The 15812-nt window shown below is 66.5% G+C and carries 12 protein-coding genes, 1 pseudogene and 2 riboswitches; of the genes and pseudogenes, 3 read left to right on the top strand and 10 right to left on the bottom strand.

From position 1 onward, the window contains the following. Positions 1-23 precede the first annotated feature (23 nt). Positions 24-956, top strand: coding sequence for a LysR family transcriptional regulator (locus BACI349Y_RS12820; protein ID WP_159632417.1), 933 nt, complete (start codon positions 24-26; stop codon positions 954-956). Between the two features lie 34 nt (positions 957-990). On the opposite strand, the gene BACI349Y_RS12825 is transcribed toward BACI349Y_RS12820, so the two are convergent. The 4 genes from BACI349Y_RS12825 to BACI349Y_RS12840 all read right to left on the bottom strand — a co-directional run bounded on the left by BACI349Y_RS12825 (position 991) and on the right by BACI349Y_RS12840 (position 6363). Further along, positions 991-2127 (bottom strand): alcohol dehydrogenase catalytic domain-containing protein, encoded by a 1137-nt coding sequence (locus BACI349Y_RS12825; RefSeq protein WP_159632418.1) that lies wholly within the window; start codon positions 2125-2127, stop codon positions 991-993. Positions 2128-2131: 4 nt separating this feature from the next. Next, the gene (locus BACI349Y_RS12830; RefSeq protein ID WP_159632419.1) at positions 2132-3514 is read right to left on the bottom strand and encodes an MFS transporter; all 1383 of its coding nucleotides are present in this window, start codon (positions 3512-3514) and stop codon (positions 2132-2134) included. Positions 3515-3693: 179 nt separating this feature from the next. After that, entirely contained in the window at positions 3694-4809 is a 1116-nt protein-coding gene (gene metX, locus BACI349Y_RS12835; RefSeq protein ID WP_159632420.1) for a homoserine O-acetyltransferase MetX, read from the bottom strand. Between the two features lie 12 nt (positions 4810-4821). After that, positions 4822-4937: riboswitch (SAM riboswitch) on the bottom strand. A 103-nt stretch (positions 4938-5040) separates the two neighbouring features. Beyond that, on the bottom strand, positions 5041-6363 hold the full coding sequence (locus BACI349Y_RS12840; RefSeq protein ID WP_159632421.1) for a bifunctional o-acetylhomoserine/o-acetylserine sulfhydrylase: 1323 nt from the start codon (positions 6361-6363) through the stop codon (positions 5041-5043). A gap of 44 nt (positions 6364-6407) precedes the next feature. Further along, positions 6408-6522: riboswitch (SAM riboswitch) on the bottom strand. Between the two features lie 161 nt (positions 6523-6683). On the opposite strand from BACI349Y_RS12840, the gene BACI349Y_RS12845 reads away from it, so the two are divergent. Together BACI349Y_RS12845 and BACI349Y_RS20300 are read left to right on the top strand one after the other, a co-directional pair. Next, on the top strand, positions 6684-7322 hold the full coding sequence (locus BACI349Y_RS12845; RefSeq protein WP_159632422.1) for a VOC family protein: 639 nt from the start codon (positions 6684-6686) through the stop codon (positions 7320-7322). A 959-nt stretch (positions 7323-8281) separates the two neighbouring features. Continuing rightward, positions 8282-8975, top strand: a pseudogene (locus tag BACI349Y_RS20300) (DUF222 domain-containing protein); the annotation flags it as partial. 415 nt (positions 8976-9390) lie between these two features. Here BACI349Y_RS20300 and BACI349Y_RS12855 read toward each other — a convergent pair. From BACI349Y_RS12855 to tdh, 6 genes are all read right to left on the bottom strand, one after another. After that, positions 9391-10170 carry a CPBP family intramembrane glutamic endopeptidase gene (locus tag BACI349Y_RS12855; protein ID WP_159632423.1) on the bottom strand — a complete coding sequence of 260 codons (780 nt, stop codon included), beginning with the start codon at positions 10168-10170 and terminating at the stop codon, positions 9391-9393. 92 nt (positions 10171-10262) lie between these two features. Beyond that, positions 10263-11051 carry a DeoR/GlpR family DNA-binding transcription regulator gene (locus BACI349Y_RS12860; protein WP_159632424.1) on the bottom strand — a complete coding sequence of 263 codons (789 nt, stop codon included), beginning with the start codon at positions 11049-11051 and terminating at the stop codon, positions 10263-10265. A gap of 99 nt (positions 11052-11150) precedes the next feature. Next, positions 11151-12362, bottom strand: coding sequence for an imidazolonepropionase (hutI, locus tag BACI349Y_RS12865; RefSeq protein ID WP_159632425.1), 1212 nt, complete (start codon positions 12360-12362; stop codon positions 11151-11153). 11 nt (positions 12363-12373) lie between these two features. Then, positions 12374-13504, bottom strand: a complete 1131-nt coding sequence (locus tag BACI349Y_RS12870; protein ID WP_159632426.1) for an NAD(P)/FAD-dependent oxidoreductase — start codon at positions 13502-13504, stop codon at positions 12374-12376. Between the two features lie 55 nt (positions 13505-13559). Beyond that, a complete protein-coding gene (locus tag BACI349Y_RS12875; protein ID WP_159632427.1) occupies positions 13560-14756 on the bottom strand; it encodes a glycine C-acetyltransferase in 1197 nt (398 codons plus the stop codon). 8 nt (positions 14757-14764) lie between these two features. Further along, positions 14765-15811, bottom strand: a complete 1047-nt coding sequence (tdh, locus tag BACI349Y_RS12880; protein ID WP_159632428.1) for an L-threonine 3-dehydrogenase — start codon at positions 15809-15811, stop codon at positions 14765-14767. Position 15812 lies beyond the last annotated feature (1 nt).

Genomic DNA, 15812 nt, shown 5'->3' on the forward strand with positions numbered 1-15812 from the left:
AATTACAGACGCTCTGTGCATTGATGCACACAAGAGGAAGGCCGCCCGTGGATTCGAGACGGTTGCCCAGCCCCGACGACCTGCTCATCCTGCTGACCGTGGCGCGCCTGGGCCGGTTCAATGCGGTGGCCGAGACCCTGGGCACCACACACACCACTATTTCCCGCCGGATCCTCGCCCTGGACAAACAGTTGGGCGGGCGCACCCTGGAGCGCAGCCCGCACGGCTGGGAATTGACGAAGCTTGGTGCGGCCGCAGTGGAGGCGGCGGAGGCGATCGAAAGCACCCTTGGCTCGTTGTCGGGCCTGATCAGCCAGGACCAGAGTGCCCTTGCCGGCCTGGTCCGGGTCGCCACCACCGACGGAGTTGGAGCCGTATTCGTCACCCCGTCGCTGGTGCGGCTCCAGCAGCAAAACCCGCAGCTGAACATCGAAATGCTGAGCGCCACCCGGAAAGTCAGCCAGAACCGGTCAGGGGTGGACCTGGAGATCGTGGTGGGCCGGGCCGACGTCAGCACCGCGCAGACCATCTTCCTGAGCAACTACTACCTGCGCCTCTACGCCAGCCCCGGCTATGCCGCGCAGCACGGCCTGCCGGAAACGCTCGACGACGTGGGGCAGCACGCGTTTGTCTCTTACGTGGAGTCTGCGCTCCAAGTGGCGGAGCTTGGGCCCCGCTGGTCATCACAGCTTCCGACGCCCAGGACAAGCTTCCAGGCCACGAGCGTGTTCGCCCAGGTGGAGGCGGTGCGCCAGGGCGCCGGCATTGGGCTGCTGCCGAACTTCATGGTGGGAGACCGTGAAGATTTCGTCCCCGTCCTGCCAGGTGATTTTGAGCGCCAGCTGCCCATCTGGGCCGTTGCACGGCCGGAGTCGCTCCGGTCAGCGCGGGTGCAGGCCGTGATCGCGGCCCTGAAGGACGAGGTGAAGGAGCGCTCGTTGCTGCTCGCCGGGTGAGGAACCGGGCCGGGTGAAGAACCTGCCTGACGGTTCAGGCCCGGAAGAGCCGCCGCACTACCTGTCCCGCTGCGAGCGCATCAAGGCCCTCGTTGATCTCGCTGAGTGGCCGGGTGTCGGTGTGCAGCAGCTCAACCGGCAGTTTGCCCTCCCGCCAGTACCCGAGGTACCTGGGGATGTCCCGCGCTGGAACGGCGTCGCCCATGTAGGAGCCCAGCAGCCGCTTGCCGGCCCCGGCAAACTGCAGGGCCGGGACCGTCAACTCTGCGGAGGGGTGGGGCAGGCCCACGGAGACCACCGCGCCACCCCTGGTGACCCGCTCCAGGCAGGATGCGATGACACCGGCTGAGCCCACCGCTTCGATGGCGACGTCGACTCCGTCGCCGGCTGCTTCCTCAATCAGCCGCCCCGCGTCCTCCGGCATCCCTACCGCGGTGGCCCCGGCGTCGCGGGCCAGCTGGTGCTTCCCCTGGTTGGGGTCGATGGCGATGACGCTCGTGGCCCCGGCCAGGCGGGCCGCCATCACGGCGGACAGGCCCACCGCCCCCAGGCCGAACACTGCCACGGACTGGCCGGGGCCGACTGCGGCGGTGTTGAACACCGCTCCCATTCCGGTGAGCACGGCGCAACCAAACATCGCCGCCACGGTGTCCGGGACGTCGTCGTCAATCACCACCACTGATTCCCGCGCAACCACCGCGTAGTCAGCGAAGGCGGAAACGCCCAGGTGGTGGTTGATCCGCTCCCCCGCCGGCGTACGCAACAGTGCCGGACCATGGAGCAGGTCTCCGGATCCATTCACCTCAGCTGCCCGGTGGCAGAGCGCGGGCCTGCCGGAAAGGCAGGCCCGGCACTGGCCGCAGCTGGGCACGAACACCAGAACCACATGGTCCCCCACGGATACGTCGGAGACGCCGTCGCCCACGGACACCACCCGCCCCACGGCCTCGTGTCCCAGGGCCATGGGAAGGGGCCGGACGCGTGAACCGTCCACGACGGACAGGTCCGAATGGCACAGGCTTGAGTAGGTGATGGAGACTCCGAGCTCACCGGCGCGCGGCTCCGGCTGCTCCAGCTCCTGCACCAGCAGGGGCCGGGACTCGGCGTAGCTCTGTTTTCCCTCGGCGCTGGCCGGGGCGGGAACGGTGGAATAGAGGACGGCGGCTTTCATGGGCCTACTTCTTGCTGGCAGCGAGCAGGTCTGCCGTGCCCTTGGCGTCGGCCGCGTCAACGTCGTGCAGCGAGATGCCCCGGGTTTCCTTCAGGAAGAAGACCGCGACGGCGGTGATGGCACACGCGATGAGCAGGTACACCGCCACCGGGACGGAGGACTTGTAGGTACCCAGCAGGGACGCGGCGATGATCGGCGCCAGTGAGCCCGCCACGATGGACGTCACTTGGTATCCCAGGGAGACGCCGGAATACCGCATCCGGGTGGGGAACATTTCCGCCATGATGGCGGGCTGCCCGGCATACATGAAGGCGTGGAACACCAGGCCGATCATGATGGCCGCCAGGATGATGACATCGTTCTTGGTGTCCATCATGGGGAAGGCAAAGAAGCCCCAGGTGGCACCCATGATGGCGCCGGCCATGTAGACGGGCTTGCGGCCGAAGCGGTCCGACAGCTTGCCCACCATGGGCACGACGGCGAAGTGGACGGCGTGCGCAAGGAGCAGCAGCAGCAGGATCCGCGTGGTGTCAGCCTGCACCACCGTCTTCAGGTAGGTGATGGAGAACGTGACCACCAGGTAGTAGAGGATGTTTTCCGCGAAGCGCAGGCCCATGGCGGTGAAGACGCCGCGCGGGTAGCGCCGGAACACCTCGGCTACGCCGTAGCCCTTGTGGCCGGCGTCCACCTCTTTGCGGGCCTCCAGGAAGATGGGAGCGTCGTTGACCTTGGTGCGGATGTAGTAACCGATGATGACGATCACGGCGGAGAGCCAGAACGCCACGCGCCAGCCCCAGCCCAGGAACGCGTCCTGCGTCAGCGTGGAGGAGAGGACGAACAGCACGGCCGTGGCCAGCAGGTTGCCCAGCGGCACTGCCGATTGCGGCCAGCTGGCCCAGAAGCCGCGTGACTTGCTGGGGCTGTGCTCTGCCACGAGGAGCACGGCGCCGCCCCACTCCCCGCCCACGGCAAAGCCCTGGGCGAACCGCAGGAAGACCAGCAGCGCGGGCGCCCAGTAGCCGATCTGTCCGAAGGTGGGCAGGCAGCCCATGAGGAAGGTGGAGACCCCCACCAGGATGATGCTCAGCTGCAGCAGCTGCTTGCGGCCGAACTTATCGCCGAAGTGGCCAAAGACAATGCCGCCAATAGGGCGTGCGACGAAACCGACGGCATAGGTGAGGAAGGCAGCGATGATGCCGTCCAGTTCCGTGCCGGCGTTGGGGAAGAAGGCCTTCCCGAACACCAGGGTGGCGGCCGATGCGTAGAGGAAGAACTCGTACCATTCCACGACCGTGCCGGCCATGGAGGCCGTCACCACTTTCTTCAGGCCTGAGGCCTTGACGTCGGTTTCCTCTATACGCCTTGCGGCGGAGCTTTCCGTACTCATGCGAACTCCTTCGGCGTCGTCGTCGACACCACGGGGACCAGTCAATGGCAGACGGGTGTGATGCACACCACGAAAGCCGGATTCGATGAGTATGGTCTGCCTGCGGCGCAACCTCAACGCCGATTAGTGCAGAACGCATCTGCAGGAATGCACATTAAGGGCTGCGCGCCAGGCGGCGCCTAGACCAGGAAGCTGCTCCGCAGCCGGCCGCCCAACTGCCCGATCTCGGTGAGGAACCCGTCGTGCCCGATCGGTGCCTGGATGACATGGACGTCCACGTCCCCGGGCAGCGCCTGGGCCAGTTCGTGGGACTGCGACGGAAAATAGAGCCGGTCCGAGTCGACGGCGGCCACGAAGAACCGTGCCGTAGAGGCGGCGAGGGTTTCGGTCAAGGTTCCCCGTCCCCGGCACACATCGTGGCTCATCAGTGCCTCGGTCAGGGCGATATAGCTGTTGGCATCGAAGCGCTTCACCAGCTTGTTGCCCTGGTGGTCCAGGTAGCTTTCCACCTGGTAGCGGCCGCGGGAGGCAAGAACTTCCCCCTGCAGGGGCGACTCGGGCGCCTGGGGTGCCCGGCCGAAGCGGCCTTCCAGTTCGGCAGCCGACCGGTAGGTGATGTGGGCGATGCGCCGGGCGAGCGCCAGCCCGTCTTCCGGGCACGGACCGCCGTAGTAGTCCCCGCCGTTGAAATTGGGGTCCTGCCGGATGGCCAGCGTCTGGGCCTGCGCGAAGGCAATCTGTTCGGCAGTACTGGCGGCTCCCACGGAGATCACCGCGCAGCGCTGCACCCTTTCCGGGTACGTCACCGCCCATTCCAGGGCGCGGGCGCCGCCCATGGATCCGCCGAGGACGGCGAACCAGCTCTTGATGCCCAGCTGGTCCGCGAGCCTTGCCTCGGCAACGGTGCTGTCGCGCAGTGTGACGAGGGGAAACCTGGAGCCCCAGGGCTTTCCGTCCGGCGCGGGCGATGACGGGCCGGTAGATCCGTAGCAGCCGCCAACGATATTGATGGACACCACGAAGAAGCGGTCCGTGTCCACGGGAGCGCCGGGGCCGGCCAGCTGTTCCCACCAGCCTTCTTCGTCGGTGTCGCCGCGGGTCACGTGGGTGCTGCCGGTCAGCGCATGCTCGATCAGGATGGCGTTGCTGGCGTCCGCGTTGAGCGTCCCCCAGGTTTCGTAGGCCAGGGTGACGTCCGGGAGGTATCCCCCGGCTTCGAGTTCCAGTCCCCCGATGGAGGCGTAACGGACGATTCCGTGTTGGGGGATGGTGGTTCGGGCGACGGTAACCGTCATGGCAAGACCTCTTCTACGCGCTTGCCTGCCGTCGTCTGACCGGCAGGCCAGGTCCTCACCCGGGGCACCCCACCGCGGATGGAGGGTTGCCGGCCAGCAAGCCGGGGCTGTCACTGGCACTCATGACCTGGTTCGAGTGTACGAAACACCCCCCACTCCAGGCCAAGAGTATGACTGGTTGTGACTTCCCGGTTTGCCGGCCGGCACATGCTGCGACGCTCGCGTTTGGGGCTACGCGTCGGCGCCCTTGGCTGCCCGGAACCCTGCCTCCAGGTCGGCCAGGATGTCGTCGATGTGCTCCAGGCCAACGGAAAGCCGGACCAGGCCCGGGTGCACGCCGGCCACAACCTGCTGCTCCGGCGAGAGCTGGCTGTGCGTGGTGGACGCGGGGTGGATGACCAGGGAGCGGACGTCGCCGATGTTGGCCACGTGGGAATGCAGCTCCAGGGCGTCGACGAAGCGCTTGCCCGCCTCTGCCCCGCCGGCCAGGTTGAAGGCCACGACGGCGCCCGTCCCCTTGGGTCCGTACTTGCGGCCACGCTCGTACCAGGGGCTGGAGGGCAGCCCCGCGTAGGCGACGGATTCGACGTCGTCCCTTGCCTCCAGCCAGCGCGCCACTTCCGTGGCGTTCGCAACGTGGCGCTCCACCCGCAGACTCAACGTCTCCAGGCCCTGGGAAATCAGGAACGCGTTGAAGGGCGAGACGGCTGAGCCGAGGTCGCGCAGCAACTGCACACGGGCCTTGAGGATGTAGGAGAGATTGGCGCCGAGTGCGCCGCCTTCACCGAGATCGCGGGCGTAGACCAGGCCGTTGTAGGTGGGGTCCGGGGTGTTGAAGCCGGGGAACCGTTCCGGATCCTTGCCGAAATCGAACTTGCCGGAATCGACGATGACTCCGGCAATGGCCGAGCCGTGGCCGCCCAGGTACTTGGTGGCCGAGTGCAGGACAATATCCGCACCCCACTCCAGCGGGCGGATCAGGTAAGGGGTGGACAAGGTGTTGTCCACGATGAGAGGAACTCCGGCCTGGTGGGCCACCTCGGAGATGCCTTCGATGTCCAGGACATCCTGGCGCGGGTTGGAGACCACTTCACCGAAGAAGAGCTTGGTGTTGGGCTGCACGGCATCGCGCCACTGGTCCAGGTTGTCCGGATCGGCCACGAAGGTCACCGAGATGCCGAACTTCTTCAGCGTGTGCGCGAACAGGTTGTAGGTTCCGCCGTAAAGGCTGGGGCTGGCCACGATGTGGTCCCCTGCCTCGGCGATGTTCAGGACAGCGAAGGTTTCGGCGGCCTGCCCGGAGCTCAGCAGCAGCGCGGCCAGGCCTCCTTCGAGGCTGGCAATCCGTTGCTCGACGGCGTCCTGGGTGGGATTGCCGATGCGGGTATAGATGGGCGCAAGTTCAGCCAGGGCAAAACGGTTGGCGGCGCTTTCAGCGCTGGGAAACACGAATGACGTGGTCTGGTAGATGGGCAGGGCGCGGGCACCCGTGGCGCTGTCCGCCGCCTGGCCTGCATGGATCTGGCGGGTTTCGAAGGACCATCCGTTGGACATCCAAATCTCCTTTGACATGGGCCCGGCATGCTCACCGGCAGTACGGGCCGCGCTTGCTCCCGGCTGTTGCCGAAGAGCCAGGTCTTCACCCGGGGCACCCCACCGCGGATGGAGGGTTGCCGGCCAGCGAGCCGGGGCTTGGCGCTGGCACTCATGACCTGGGCCCAGTCTAGGAACCGGACGGTTGCCGTGGACAGCATTGTGACGAACATGGTCTTCCGGCCACTGTCTCGGCTGAATAACGGGGGCGCCGGGCGCCACAAATGCTAGTAAGGGTACCCTTAGCTGAGAGCCTGATCACAAAGTGCCAAGATGTTCGCATGCGCATGGATCACGTCTCTTACGCCTGTGAACACGATGGCCTCGCGGCCACTACCGAACGTATTGCAACTGCCCTCGGCGTTGAGGCAGTGAAGGGTGGCGTACACCCCCGCTTCGGAACCCGGAATATGATCATCCCGCTCGCCGGCCACAAGTACCTCGAAGTCGTTGAGGTCCTGGACCACCCGGCATCGGACAAGGCACCGTTCGGACAGGCAGTACGTGCCCGCTCCGCTGCTGGTGGCGGATGGATGGGCTGGTGCGTCGAAGTGGACGACCTCGCCCCCTTCGAGGAACGCCTGGGCCGCGCCGCCGTGAACGGCAACCGCAAGTTCCCGGACGGCCGCGAACTGGTCTGGAAGCAGATTGGCATCCTGGGCCTCATCGCCGATCCCCAGGTGCCGTACATGCTCAAGTGGGAGGGCGATCCCTCGCTCCACCCGTCCCACGCGTACGAGAGCAACCTCAAGATGAGCTGCCTGACCATCGCCGGTTCCGCCTCGCGCGTCACCGAGTGGCTGGGTGAGCCGGTGGAGAAGCCGCTCGAGGACGTTGCGGTGGAGTGGGTCGCCCCGCACGGAACCCCGGGCATCCTCTCGGTCACCTTTGAAACCTCCAACGGAGCCGTCACCATCTGACCCTCCCCCGTTCCTCCCCGGATTTCTTCGGGGAGGTCCCCGGGTTGTGCCCGGGCAAACTTCGGCCGCCATTGGGTGGTGACAACGGCGTCACCACCCAATGGCGGCCGAATTAATTTAAGAAGCTGCCCCCTGCGCCGTTATGAGGGACGCCAGCATGAACCGCGCACACTTTGAATGTCAGTGCCTCGTTGCATGATGTGGCTATGGGAATCAGCGGTGGTGTTGAGGTGGCTTTGGAGGGTGTTCGTTCCTCTGTTGCTGCTCTCGATGCGCTTGATTTCGAAGATACTTCCCTGGCTGCCGGCGCCGGCATTGGTTCCCGTGTTGACGTGCTTCAACGGCGGTATGAGATCCGGCTGGAACGGCTGGAGGTTGCGGCCCGGCTGGAGGCGCAGCTCGCCGCGATGAAGGCGCTGGATACTGCCGAAGCCGTTGCCTTCCAGCAGGCGATGACGCCGCCGGACGCCACTGTCCAGGACCGCACTTACGCGGACATGTCGGTGGTGGAGGAGATCGCCGGGGTGCTGACCATCAGCTCCGCGGCCGCGGGCGCTTTGGTGGAGCACTCACGCCGGATCTGCTCCCTGCCGCTGGTGTTCGATGCACTGTCCGCCGGGGACATGTCCTGGCAGCACGCCCGCATCATTGCCGACGAAACCGAAGTCCTCACCACTGAGGGCGCGGCGTCGCTGGCGGCGCACTTCTTCGACCCTGACGCACCCCAGCCCGCCCGCGGCGCCACCCCCGGCGAGCTCGCACCGTCCCGGTTCCGAGCCAAGGTCCGTGGCTGGCGGGAACGCCACCATCCAGAATCGATCGAGAAACGCCATGTGATGGGGGTGGCCGACCGGCGGATGGAATACACCCCCGACAAGGACGGCATGGCCTGGGTCTCCCTCTACCTCCCCGGGGACACCGCCTGCGCCATCTGGAACCGCACCACGGCCACCGCGCGNCTACCTCCCCGGGGACACCGCCTGCGCCATCTGGAACCGCACCACCGCAACCGCCCGCGGACTCCAAGGCCCCGACGAACCCCGCACCCTTACCCAACTCCGCCCCGACATCGCCGCATCCCTGCTCCTCGGTACTGGGAACACTACACAAACCGGGAATCCCTCGGCGGTCGGGCAGGTCCCCACCCCGCGGGCCGACGTCCTGGTCACAGTGCCCGTCTTCGCCCTCCTCGGAGCCACCGACGAACCCGCCATGCTTGATGGTTTCGGGCCGATCCCGGCATCCATGGCCCGCAAACTCGTCGCCGACGGGGCGGACTCCTTCTACCGGGTCCTCATCGACCCACGCGACGGCGCACCACTGGAAATCGGCCGGAAAAACTACCGGCTCACCGAAGCCATCAAACGGTGGATCAGGATGCGCGATACCAAGTGCACCTTCCGGGGCTGCACCAACCGCACCCCCGACAACGAAACCGACCACCTACAAGCGTGGGAACACGGCGGCACCACTGGAACCAGTAACTTGGCCCAGCTCTGACCCAAACACCACCGGCTCAAACACCACACCAGATGGACGCCAGATCCGGCCAACAAGAATGAACCACCCGGCTGGACCTCACCCACAGGCAGGCACTACAACCCAGAACACCCCGACCCCGAACCGGCCCAGTGGCCATCGGGAAGCTTGCCGATGGATGCTGTTGCGGCGCCCGTCGACGCGTCAGCTCGGCCCGGATCCAGGGCTGGACTTGATGACACTGCCCGGCTTAGCGACCCCGTTCCACTGGCTACGGCGCCACCACGGCGCGGGCCGCACCTATCGGAGGATCCGTTGTGGCAAGAGTTCCTTGCGGGGATGCCGGAGTGGCCAGATCCGCCTGTCGAAGAACCGCCAGGTGAGAACATGGTGGACCCCAGCGAGCTTTGCCCCACTGATCCCTTGTGGGATGAGTTCCATGCAAAGTTTTTCGAGCTGCCCGCTGACCCGCAGGCGGACTGGCAGCTGCTGCTGGGCATGTGAATGTGGGTGGTGTTGGGCATTGCGGGGACACAGCACTTGTGCCGTGCAGGTAACCTCTACCCCTTGCAGCGAAGCCTCGGCGCCACTATCCCAGCCCCACGGCCTTACCGAAGAGGCTGAAGCCGACGAATGCCACGATGTCCAGCAGCGCGTGGGCGATGACCAACGGCATGACGCGCTTGGTGCGGGTGTAGAGCCAGGCGAAGACCACCCCCATCACCGCGTTTCCAATGAAGGGCCCGAAGCCCTGGTAGAGGTGGTAGCTGCCGCGCAGCACGGAACTCACGGCGATGGCCAGTGGCGTGCTCCAGCCGAATTTGCCGAAGCGGTCCAGGAGGTAGCCCACCACAATGACTTCCTCGAGCACCGCATGGCGCATCGCCGACAGGATCAGGACCGGAACAGTCCACCAATACGAGTCCAGTGCACTGGGAATGATGGCGGTGGTGATGCCGAGGGCCCGGCCGGCCGCGTAAAGCCCCAGGGACGGTATGCCAATCAGCGCGGCGAGCCCGACGCCCTGCAGGAGGTCCCTCCCGGGCCGGGCGAAGTTGAATCCGAGCTTTTGGAATGCCGAACCGGAGTTGCGTGCGTTGCCGGGCGAAGCCTGCCGCTGGTCGGTGAGGAAGTAGAGAACCAGCAGTACTGGAACCAGCGCAAAGATGATGTCCAGCAGCTGGTAGGTGAGGTCGAAGTACTCGCGGGTGCTTTGCGACCGGTTCAGGGTGGAGGTGCCCTCGGCCAGCGGGGCGCGGGTCATCTTGTCGAGCAGCTGCACCACGGAGTAGACAGCGGACTGGCCCAGGGACAGGCCCAGGACGATCCAGACTTCGAGCCGCAGTCGACGGCGGGAGGGAACCAGCATGTTCCCATCTTGCCTTCAGTTTCTGGATCCGGCCTGATGGAGCTGCAGATGTTGGACAGCACGGTACGCGGGCCGCGCACCGCCCAAGGGGTTTAGGCGGGTGCGACGATCACTTCCGTGCCGTTGGCTTCGAACGCTGCCTTGTCGCGCGCAGAAATGCCGGAATCGGTGATCAGCCGGGTGAAGTCATAGCCGTCCATGGTGGCAAAAGCCCGCACGCCAACTTTGGAGGAATCAGCCAGGACGTAGGACACCCTGGCGCGGGAAGCCAGCAAGGCGTTGACAGAGGCTTCCCCCTCCCCCGTGTTGGTGGGTCCCACTTCTGGGTCGATGCCGTTGACACCGATGAAGGCGATGTCCAGCACCACCTTCTGCATGATGATGTCCGTGTAAGGGCCCACGAGCTCGTACGACCGCGGGTTCAGGATGCCGCCGGTCACCATCACCTTGATGTTGGGCCGGACCGCCAGTTGGCCGGCAATGTTGATGGCATTCGTCACCACGGTGAGGGTGGGCTGGTTGGAGGGTGCGTTCAGGTCCTCGCGGGTGGCCAGGATCTGCGCAAGGGCGGTGCTGGTGGTGCCACCGCAGAGACCGATCACCGCACCCGGCCGGATCAAGGCAGAGGCACACTGCGCGATCTGTTCCTTGGCTTCGGCATGGTCGTCGCGGTTGTAACGTCCGGGCAGGTCGTATGCGAGGGCGCCGGTGGTGGCGCCGCCGCGGGTCCGCGTCAGCAGGCGTCGCTTGGCAAGGCTGTCCAGGTCGCGCCGGGCCGTGGCAGGGGAAACGTTGAGGGTGCTGACGATCTCGTCAACCTCCACCTGCCCGGTCTTGGCCAGCAGGTCAAGAATCGCCGTCAGCCGGTCGGTGCGCGTCATACAAGCGGGCCTTTCGATCCATCAGCCACCACTCCTGATGACGTTTCCTGATTATAACCCTAGGGAAACAATCAGGAACAATCAAAGCGGCGCCTGTGATTACCGTTCCCGGGTTCCGGCCCGCCACACAGCGTACGTCAGCGGCATCCCCGGCCGGTAAGCGAGATGCGTAGCAGACGGCGCGTTCAGCAGGTGCAGGTCGGCCCGGTGTCCGACGGCGATGGACCCCACGGCGCGTTCGCCGTCGGCATCCCGCCCGGCTTCCTTGTGCAACGCCAGCGCGCCGCCGTAGGTGGCGGCACGGACAGCCTCGTGCACGCTGAGGCGCATCTGGAGCACGGCCGTCGTCACGCAGAAAGCCATGGAACTGGTGTACGACGTGCCCGGGTTGCAATTGGATGCCAAGGCCACCTGCACACCGGCGTCGAGGAGTTCGCGGGCGGGGGCCAACGGCTGGCGGGTGGACAGGTCGCAGGCAGGAAGGCAGGTGGCAACAGTGCCCCGCTCCCCCGTCCCCACGGCAGGGTCCCAGCCCGACCAGGACGCTGCCAGCGCTTTCACATCCTGCGCTGCAAGGTAATTGACGTGGTCCACGCTGGCCGCGCCCAGCTCCACGGCGAGCTGCACACCGGGGCCTTCACCGAGCTGGTTGCCGTGCACGCGCAGCCCCAGCCCGGCGTCACGGCAGGCCACCAGCACACGGTGTGACTGCTCCGCGTTGAACGCGCCCTCCTCGCAGAAGACGTCAGCCCACTGGACGTACGGGCGGACCGCGGCGAGCATCGGCCCGCAGACCAGGTCCGTATAAGCCTCCGGATCCTGCCCGGCAGGCACCAGGTGCGCGCCGAGGTAGGTCACCTGGTCCGCGATGGTGGAGGCAATGCGCGCGCTCCGGGCCTCATGCTCAACGTCCAGTCCATAGCCGGTCTTGGTTTCCAGGTAAGTGGTGCCCTGGGATACGGCCTCGGCCACCCGCCCCATGGCCAGGCGGGTGAGGTCGAAATCGGACGTGGCACGCGTGGCGTTCATGGTGACGGCGATGCCGCCGGCGGCGTAGGCCTCCCCCGCCATCCGTGCCTCGAATTCTGCGGTGCGGTCCCCGGCAAACAGCAGGTGGCTGTGCGAGTCCACCCACCCCGGCAGCATGGCCCGGCCGCCGGCATCGACCGCGTCATCCGCGGCGGGAGCATCGGCCGCTGCCCCAATCCAGGAGATCCGTTCGCCCTCGACCACCACCGCCGCGTCCTTCAAGACCCGGTGTTCCAGGTCCTGCGTCATCAGCTCGGCGATGTTGGTGATCAGGGTGCTCATGGAATCATTCTTCAGCGTCGGATGGACCAGCGTGTGGCTGCCAGGGCCTGTGCTGTCCGGGATTCCGGACCGTCGGCAGCCCCATCGGCGGGGGCGGCACCGCCGGAAGAGTGCAGCGCGGCAAGAATCTGCCCCGCTGCCAACTCGGCCATCGCGGCAGAGGTCTGGAAGCCATAGCCGCCCTGCCCTGCCAGCCAGTAGAACCCGGCAGCCTCTGCGTCGAACCCGGCCACCGGCACCCCGTCCGCGGCTTCCGTGCGCAGGCCCGTCCATGCCCGTCGGATGCCGCTGATCCCCAGGCTGGTGAATGCATTGAGCTTTTCCACCAGGCGTTCCACATCGCCGGGACGCGGGCGCGCATCTTCGGGCCCGCTGGGCACAGTCTCCGAGGGAGAAATCAGCACGTCCTGCCCGTCCGGCCGGAAATAGAACGTGTTGTCCGCCGCTGCCACCATGGGGGTGGCGGCAGGCAAGGGATGGTCGACGGCGGCAATCGCCGCAGTGCGCCGGTACGGCTGGAGTCCCAGCTTCTCGACGCCGCTAAGCACCGCCAGTTCGTCCGCCCAGGCGCCTGCCGCATTGACCAGCACCCCGGCCTCAAAACCCTCTGCACCGGCACCCACCTGCCACCCGGAACCCAGCCGTTGTGCCGAATGAACGCGGGCACCGGTGATGATGTCGGCTCCGGCGGCGAGCGCCCGCTTGCGGTGGTCCTCCAGCAGCAGCGGCGCGTTGCAGCCAAAGGAGCCGGTATCCAGTCCGGCGGCTTCAAAGGTTCCCGGGACCAGCGCAGGGCACAGCTCAAGGGCACGGTCCACGGCAATGGACTGCATGTGCCCGCTGGCCTCCGCGGCGACATCCTCCGCAGAGCCCACCAGCATGAAACTGCGCTGCGTCAGGACGGGTTCGGGCGATTCTGCGTCGCGGGCTGCGAGCAACTCAAGGGTCCGGACGGTAAGCTCCTGCACCACGGGAGGCCCGTAGCTGGGGATCAGCTGGCGGGCGGAGCGGGAGGACGTGTGGTACGCCAGTTCCTGCTCCGCCTCCACCAGCGCAACGCTGCAGCGGCCGGCGAGGGCGGACGCCAGGGACAGGCCGGCGATGCCGCCGCCCACAATCAGGACATCGTAGTGTGCTGCCATTCGTCCATCCTGACAGAGTTCCTGCGAACTGAAACCCCGCCGTCGGGGAGTCCCGTCAGGCTGCTGCCTCGGCCCGGCTGGCGACGAAGGCACCTACGCACGCTTCGACGTCGTCCGCTGAGTGCGCAGCGGAGAGCTGCACCCGGATCCTGGCGGCACCGCGCGGAACCACCGGGAAACTGAAGGCAGTGACGAAGACGCCGTGCTGCAGCATCCGGTCCGCCACCTTGGCCGCCATGACGGCGTCGCCAAACATGACCGGGACAATGGCGTGCTCGCCGGGAAGCAGGTCGAAGCCCTCCTCGGTCATCCGGCGGCGGAACAGCCCGGCGTTTTCGAACAGGCGGCGGCGAAGGTCGGCCGAGTTCTGCACCAGGTCAAGCGCCTTGAGGGTCGCGGCAACAATGGCGGGAGCCAGGGAATTGGAGAACAGGTAGGGCCGCGCCTTCTGGCGCAGCATGGCCACGATCTCCCCGCGTCCGGAGACGTACCCGCCGGACGCTCCGCCCAGGGCCTTGCCGAAGGTGCCGGTGTAGATGTCCACCCGGTCGGAGACACCGGCGTGCTCGGGAGTCCCGGCCCCGGTGGCGCCCATGAAGCCCACTGCGTGGGAGTCGTCCACCATGACCATGGCGCCGTACTTTTCGGCGAGGTCGCAGATGGCCTCAAGCGGGGCCAGGTAGCCGTCCATGGAGAACACGCCGTCAGTGACGATCAGTGTCCGGCGGGCGTCCTGTGCCTCCTGCAGGCGCGCCTCGAGTTCGGCCATGTCCTGGTTGGCGTAGCGGTAGCGGCGGGCCTTGCAGAGGCGGATGCCGTCGATGATGGAGGCGTGGTTGAGCGCGTCGGAGATCACGGCGTCGTCCGGTCCCAGCAGGGACTCGAACACGCCGCCGTTGGCGTCGAAGCAGCTGGAGAACAGGATGGTGTCCTCGGTGCCCAGGAACGCGGAGACCTTGGCTTCCAGCTCCAGGTGCAGGTCCTGGGTGCCGCAGATGAACCGGACGCTGGCCATGCCGAAGCCGCGCTCATCCATGGCGGCCTTGGCGGTGCTGATGATGTCCGGGTGGTCAGCCAGGCCCAGGTAGTTGTTGGCGCAGAAATTGAGCACGTCGGCTCCGGGGCCGCCAATCTGCCCGGCGGTGATGTGGCTGGACTGGGGCGAGCTGATGCTGCGTTCGGTCTTGTACAGTCCCGCGGTGCGGATCCCGTCCAGTTCTTCGCGCAGCTGGTCCTTGAGGGAGGTGTACATGGGGTTCCTTACAGTCGGGTCCAGTCGAGGACAACTTTGCCGCCCACGCCGCTGCGGGCGATCTCGAAGCCTTTTTCCCATTCCGTGGCGGGCAGCGTGTCCGTCACCACGGCGGAGATACCGGCGTGCAGCACCGGGTTGGAGGAGAGCATGGCGCTCATGGCGTACCAGGTTTCGTACATTTCGCGGCCGTAGATGCCCTTGAGCGTGAGCATGTGGGTGACCACTTTGCCCCAGTCGATGGTGATCTCCTGGCTGGGCAGGCCCAGCATGGCGATCCGGCCGCCGTGGTTCATGTTGTCGATCATCTCAGGCAGGGCCGAGGGGTGGCCAGACATTTCCATTCCGACGTCGAAGCCTTCGCGCATGCCCAGCTCACGTTGGGCGTCGCGCACCCGGGTGGTGGAGACGTCGATGGCGAGATCGGCTCCGAGTTGCCGTGCCAGGTCCAGCCGCGGCCGGGACACGTCCGTGATGACGATCTTCCGCGCTCCGGCGTGGCGGGCCACGGCGATGGCCATGAGGCCGATGGGGCCTGCGCCGGTGATGAGCACGTCCTCGCCCACCAGCGGGAAGCTGAGTGCTGTGTGGACGGCATTTCCGAAGGGGTCGAAGATGGCACCGAGTTCGGGCGTGACGGAGGGATCATGGTGGACCCAGACATTGGTTTCGGGGATCACGACGTATTCGGCAAAGGCGCCATCGCGCTGGACTCCCACGCTGACCGTGTGGATGCACATCTGGCGGCGTCCGGCACGGCAGTTCCGGCAGATGCCGCAGACCACGTGGCCTTCGCCGGAGACCCTGTCCCCGACCTTGACCTCCCGGACGTCCTCGCCCACTTCAACCACTTCGCCGTAGAACTCGTGGCCGGCAATCAGGGGGGCTTCGATGATCCCCTGCGCCCAGGCGTCCCAGGACTGGATGTGCAGATCCGTGCCGCAGATTCCGGTGGTCATGACCCGGATCTTCACGTCAGCCGGGCCTGCTGCGGGTTCGGGCCGTTCGACGAGCTCGAATCCGGCGTGGGGGCCGGCTTTATACAGGGCCTTCATT

This window comes from Arthrobacter sp. 8AJ (assembly GCF_902506025.1).
GTDB lineage: Bacteria > Actinomycetota > Actinomycetes > Actinomycetales > Micrococcaceae > Arthrobacter.

Coding starts and splice junctions, on each gene's coding strand:
- BACI349Y_RS12820 (WP_159632417.1), top strand. CDS start 24: ATGCACACAAGAGGAAGGCCGCCCGTGGATTCGAGACGGTTGCCCAGC.
- BACI349Y_RS12825 (WP_159632418.1), bottom strand. CDS start 2,127: ATGAAAGCCGCCGTCCTCTATTCCACCGTTCCCGCCCCGGCCAGCGCC.
- BACI349Y_RS12830 (WP_159632419.1), bottom strand. CDS start 3,514: ATGAGTACGGAAAGCTCCGCCGCAAGGCGTATAGAGGAAACCGACGTC.
- metX (WP_159632420.1), bottom strand. CDS start 4,809: ATGACGGTTACCGTCGCCCGAACCACCATCCCCCAACACGGAATCGTC.
- BACI349Y_RS12840 (WP_159632421.1), bottom strand. CDS start 6,363: ATGTCCAACGGATGGTCCTTCGAAACCCGCCAGATCCATGCAGGCCAG.
- BACI349Y_RS12845 (WP_159632422.1), top strand. CDS start 6,684: ATGCGCATGGATCACGTCTCTTACGCCTGTGAACACGATGGCCTCGCG.
- BACI349Y_RS12855 (WP_159632423.1), bottom strand. CDS start 10,170: ATGCTGGTTCCCTCCCGCCGTCGACTGCGGCTCGAAGTCTGGATCGTC.
- BACI349Y_RS12860 (WP_159632424.1), bottom strand. CDS start 11,051: ATGACGCGCACCGACCGGCTGACGGCGATTCTTGACCTGCTGGCCAAG.
- hutI (WP_159632425.1), bottom strand. CDS start 12,362: ATGAGCACCCTGATCACCAACATCGCCGAGCTGATGACGCAGGACCTG.
- BACI349Y_RS12870 (WP_159632426.1), bottom strand. CDS start 13,504: ATGGCAGCACACTACGATGTCCTGATTGTGGGCGGCGGCATCGCCGGC.
- BACI349Y_RS12875 (WP_159632427.1), bottom strand. CDS start 14,756: ATGTACACCTCCCTCAAGGACCAGCTGCGCGAAGAACTGGACGGGATC.
- tdh (WP_159632428.1), bottom strand. CDS start 15,811: ATGAAGGCCCTGTATAAAGCCGGCCCCCACGCCGGATTCGAGCTCGTC.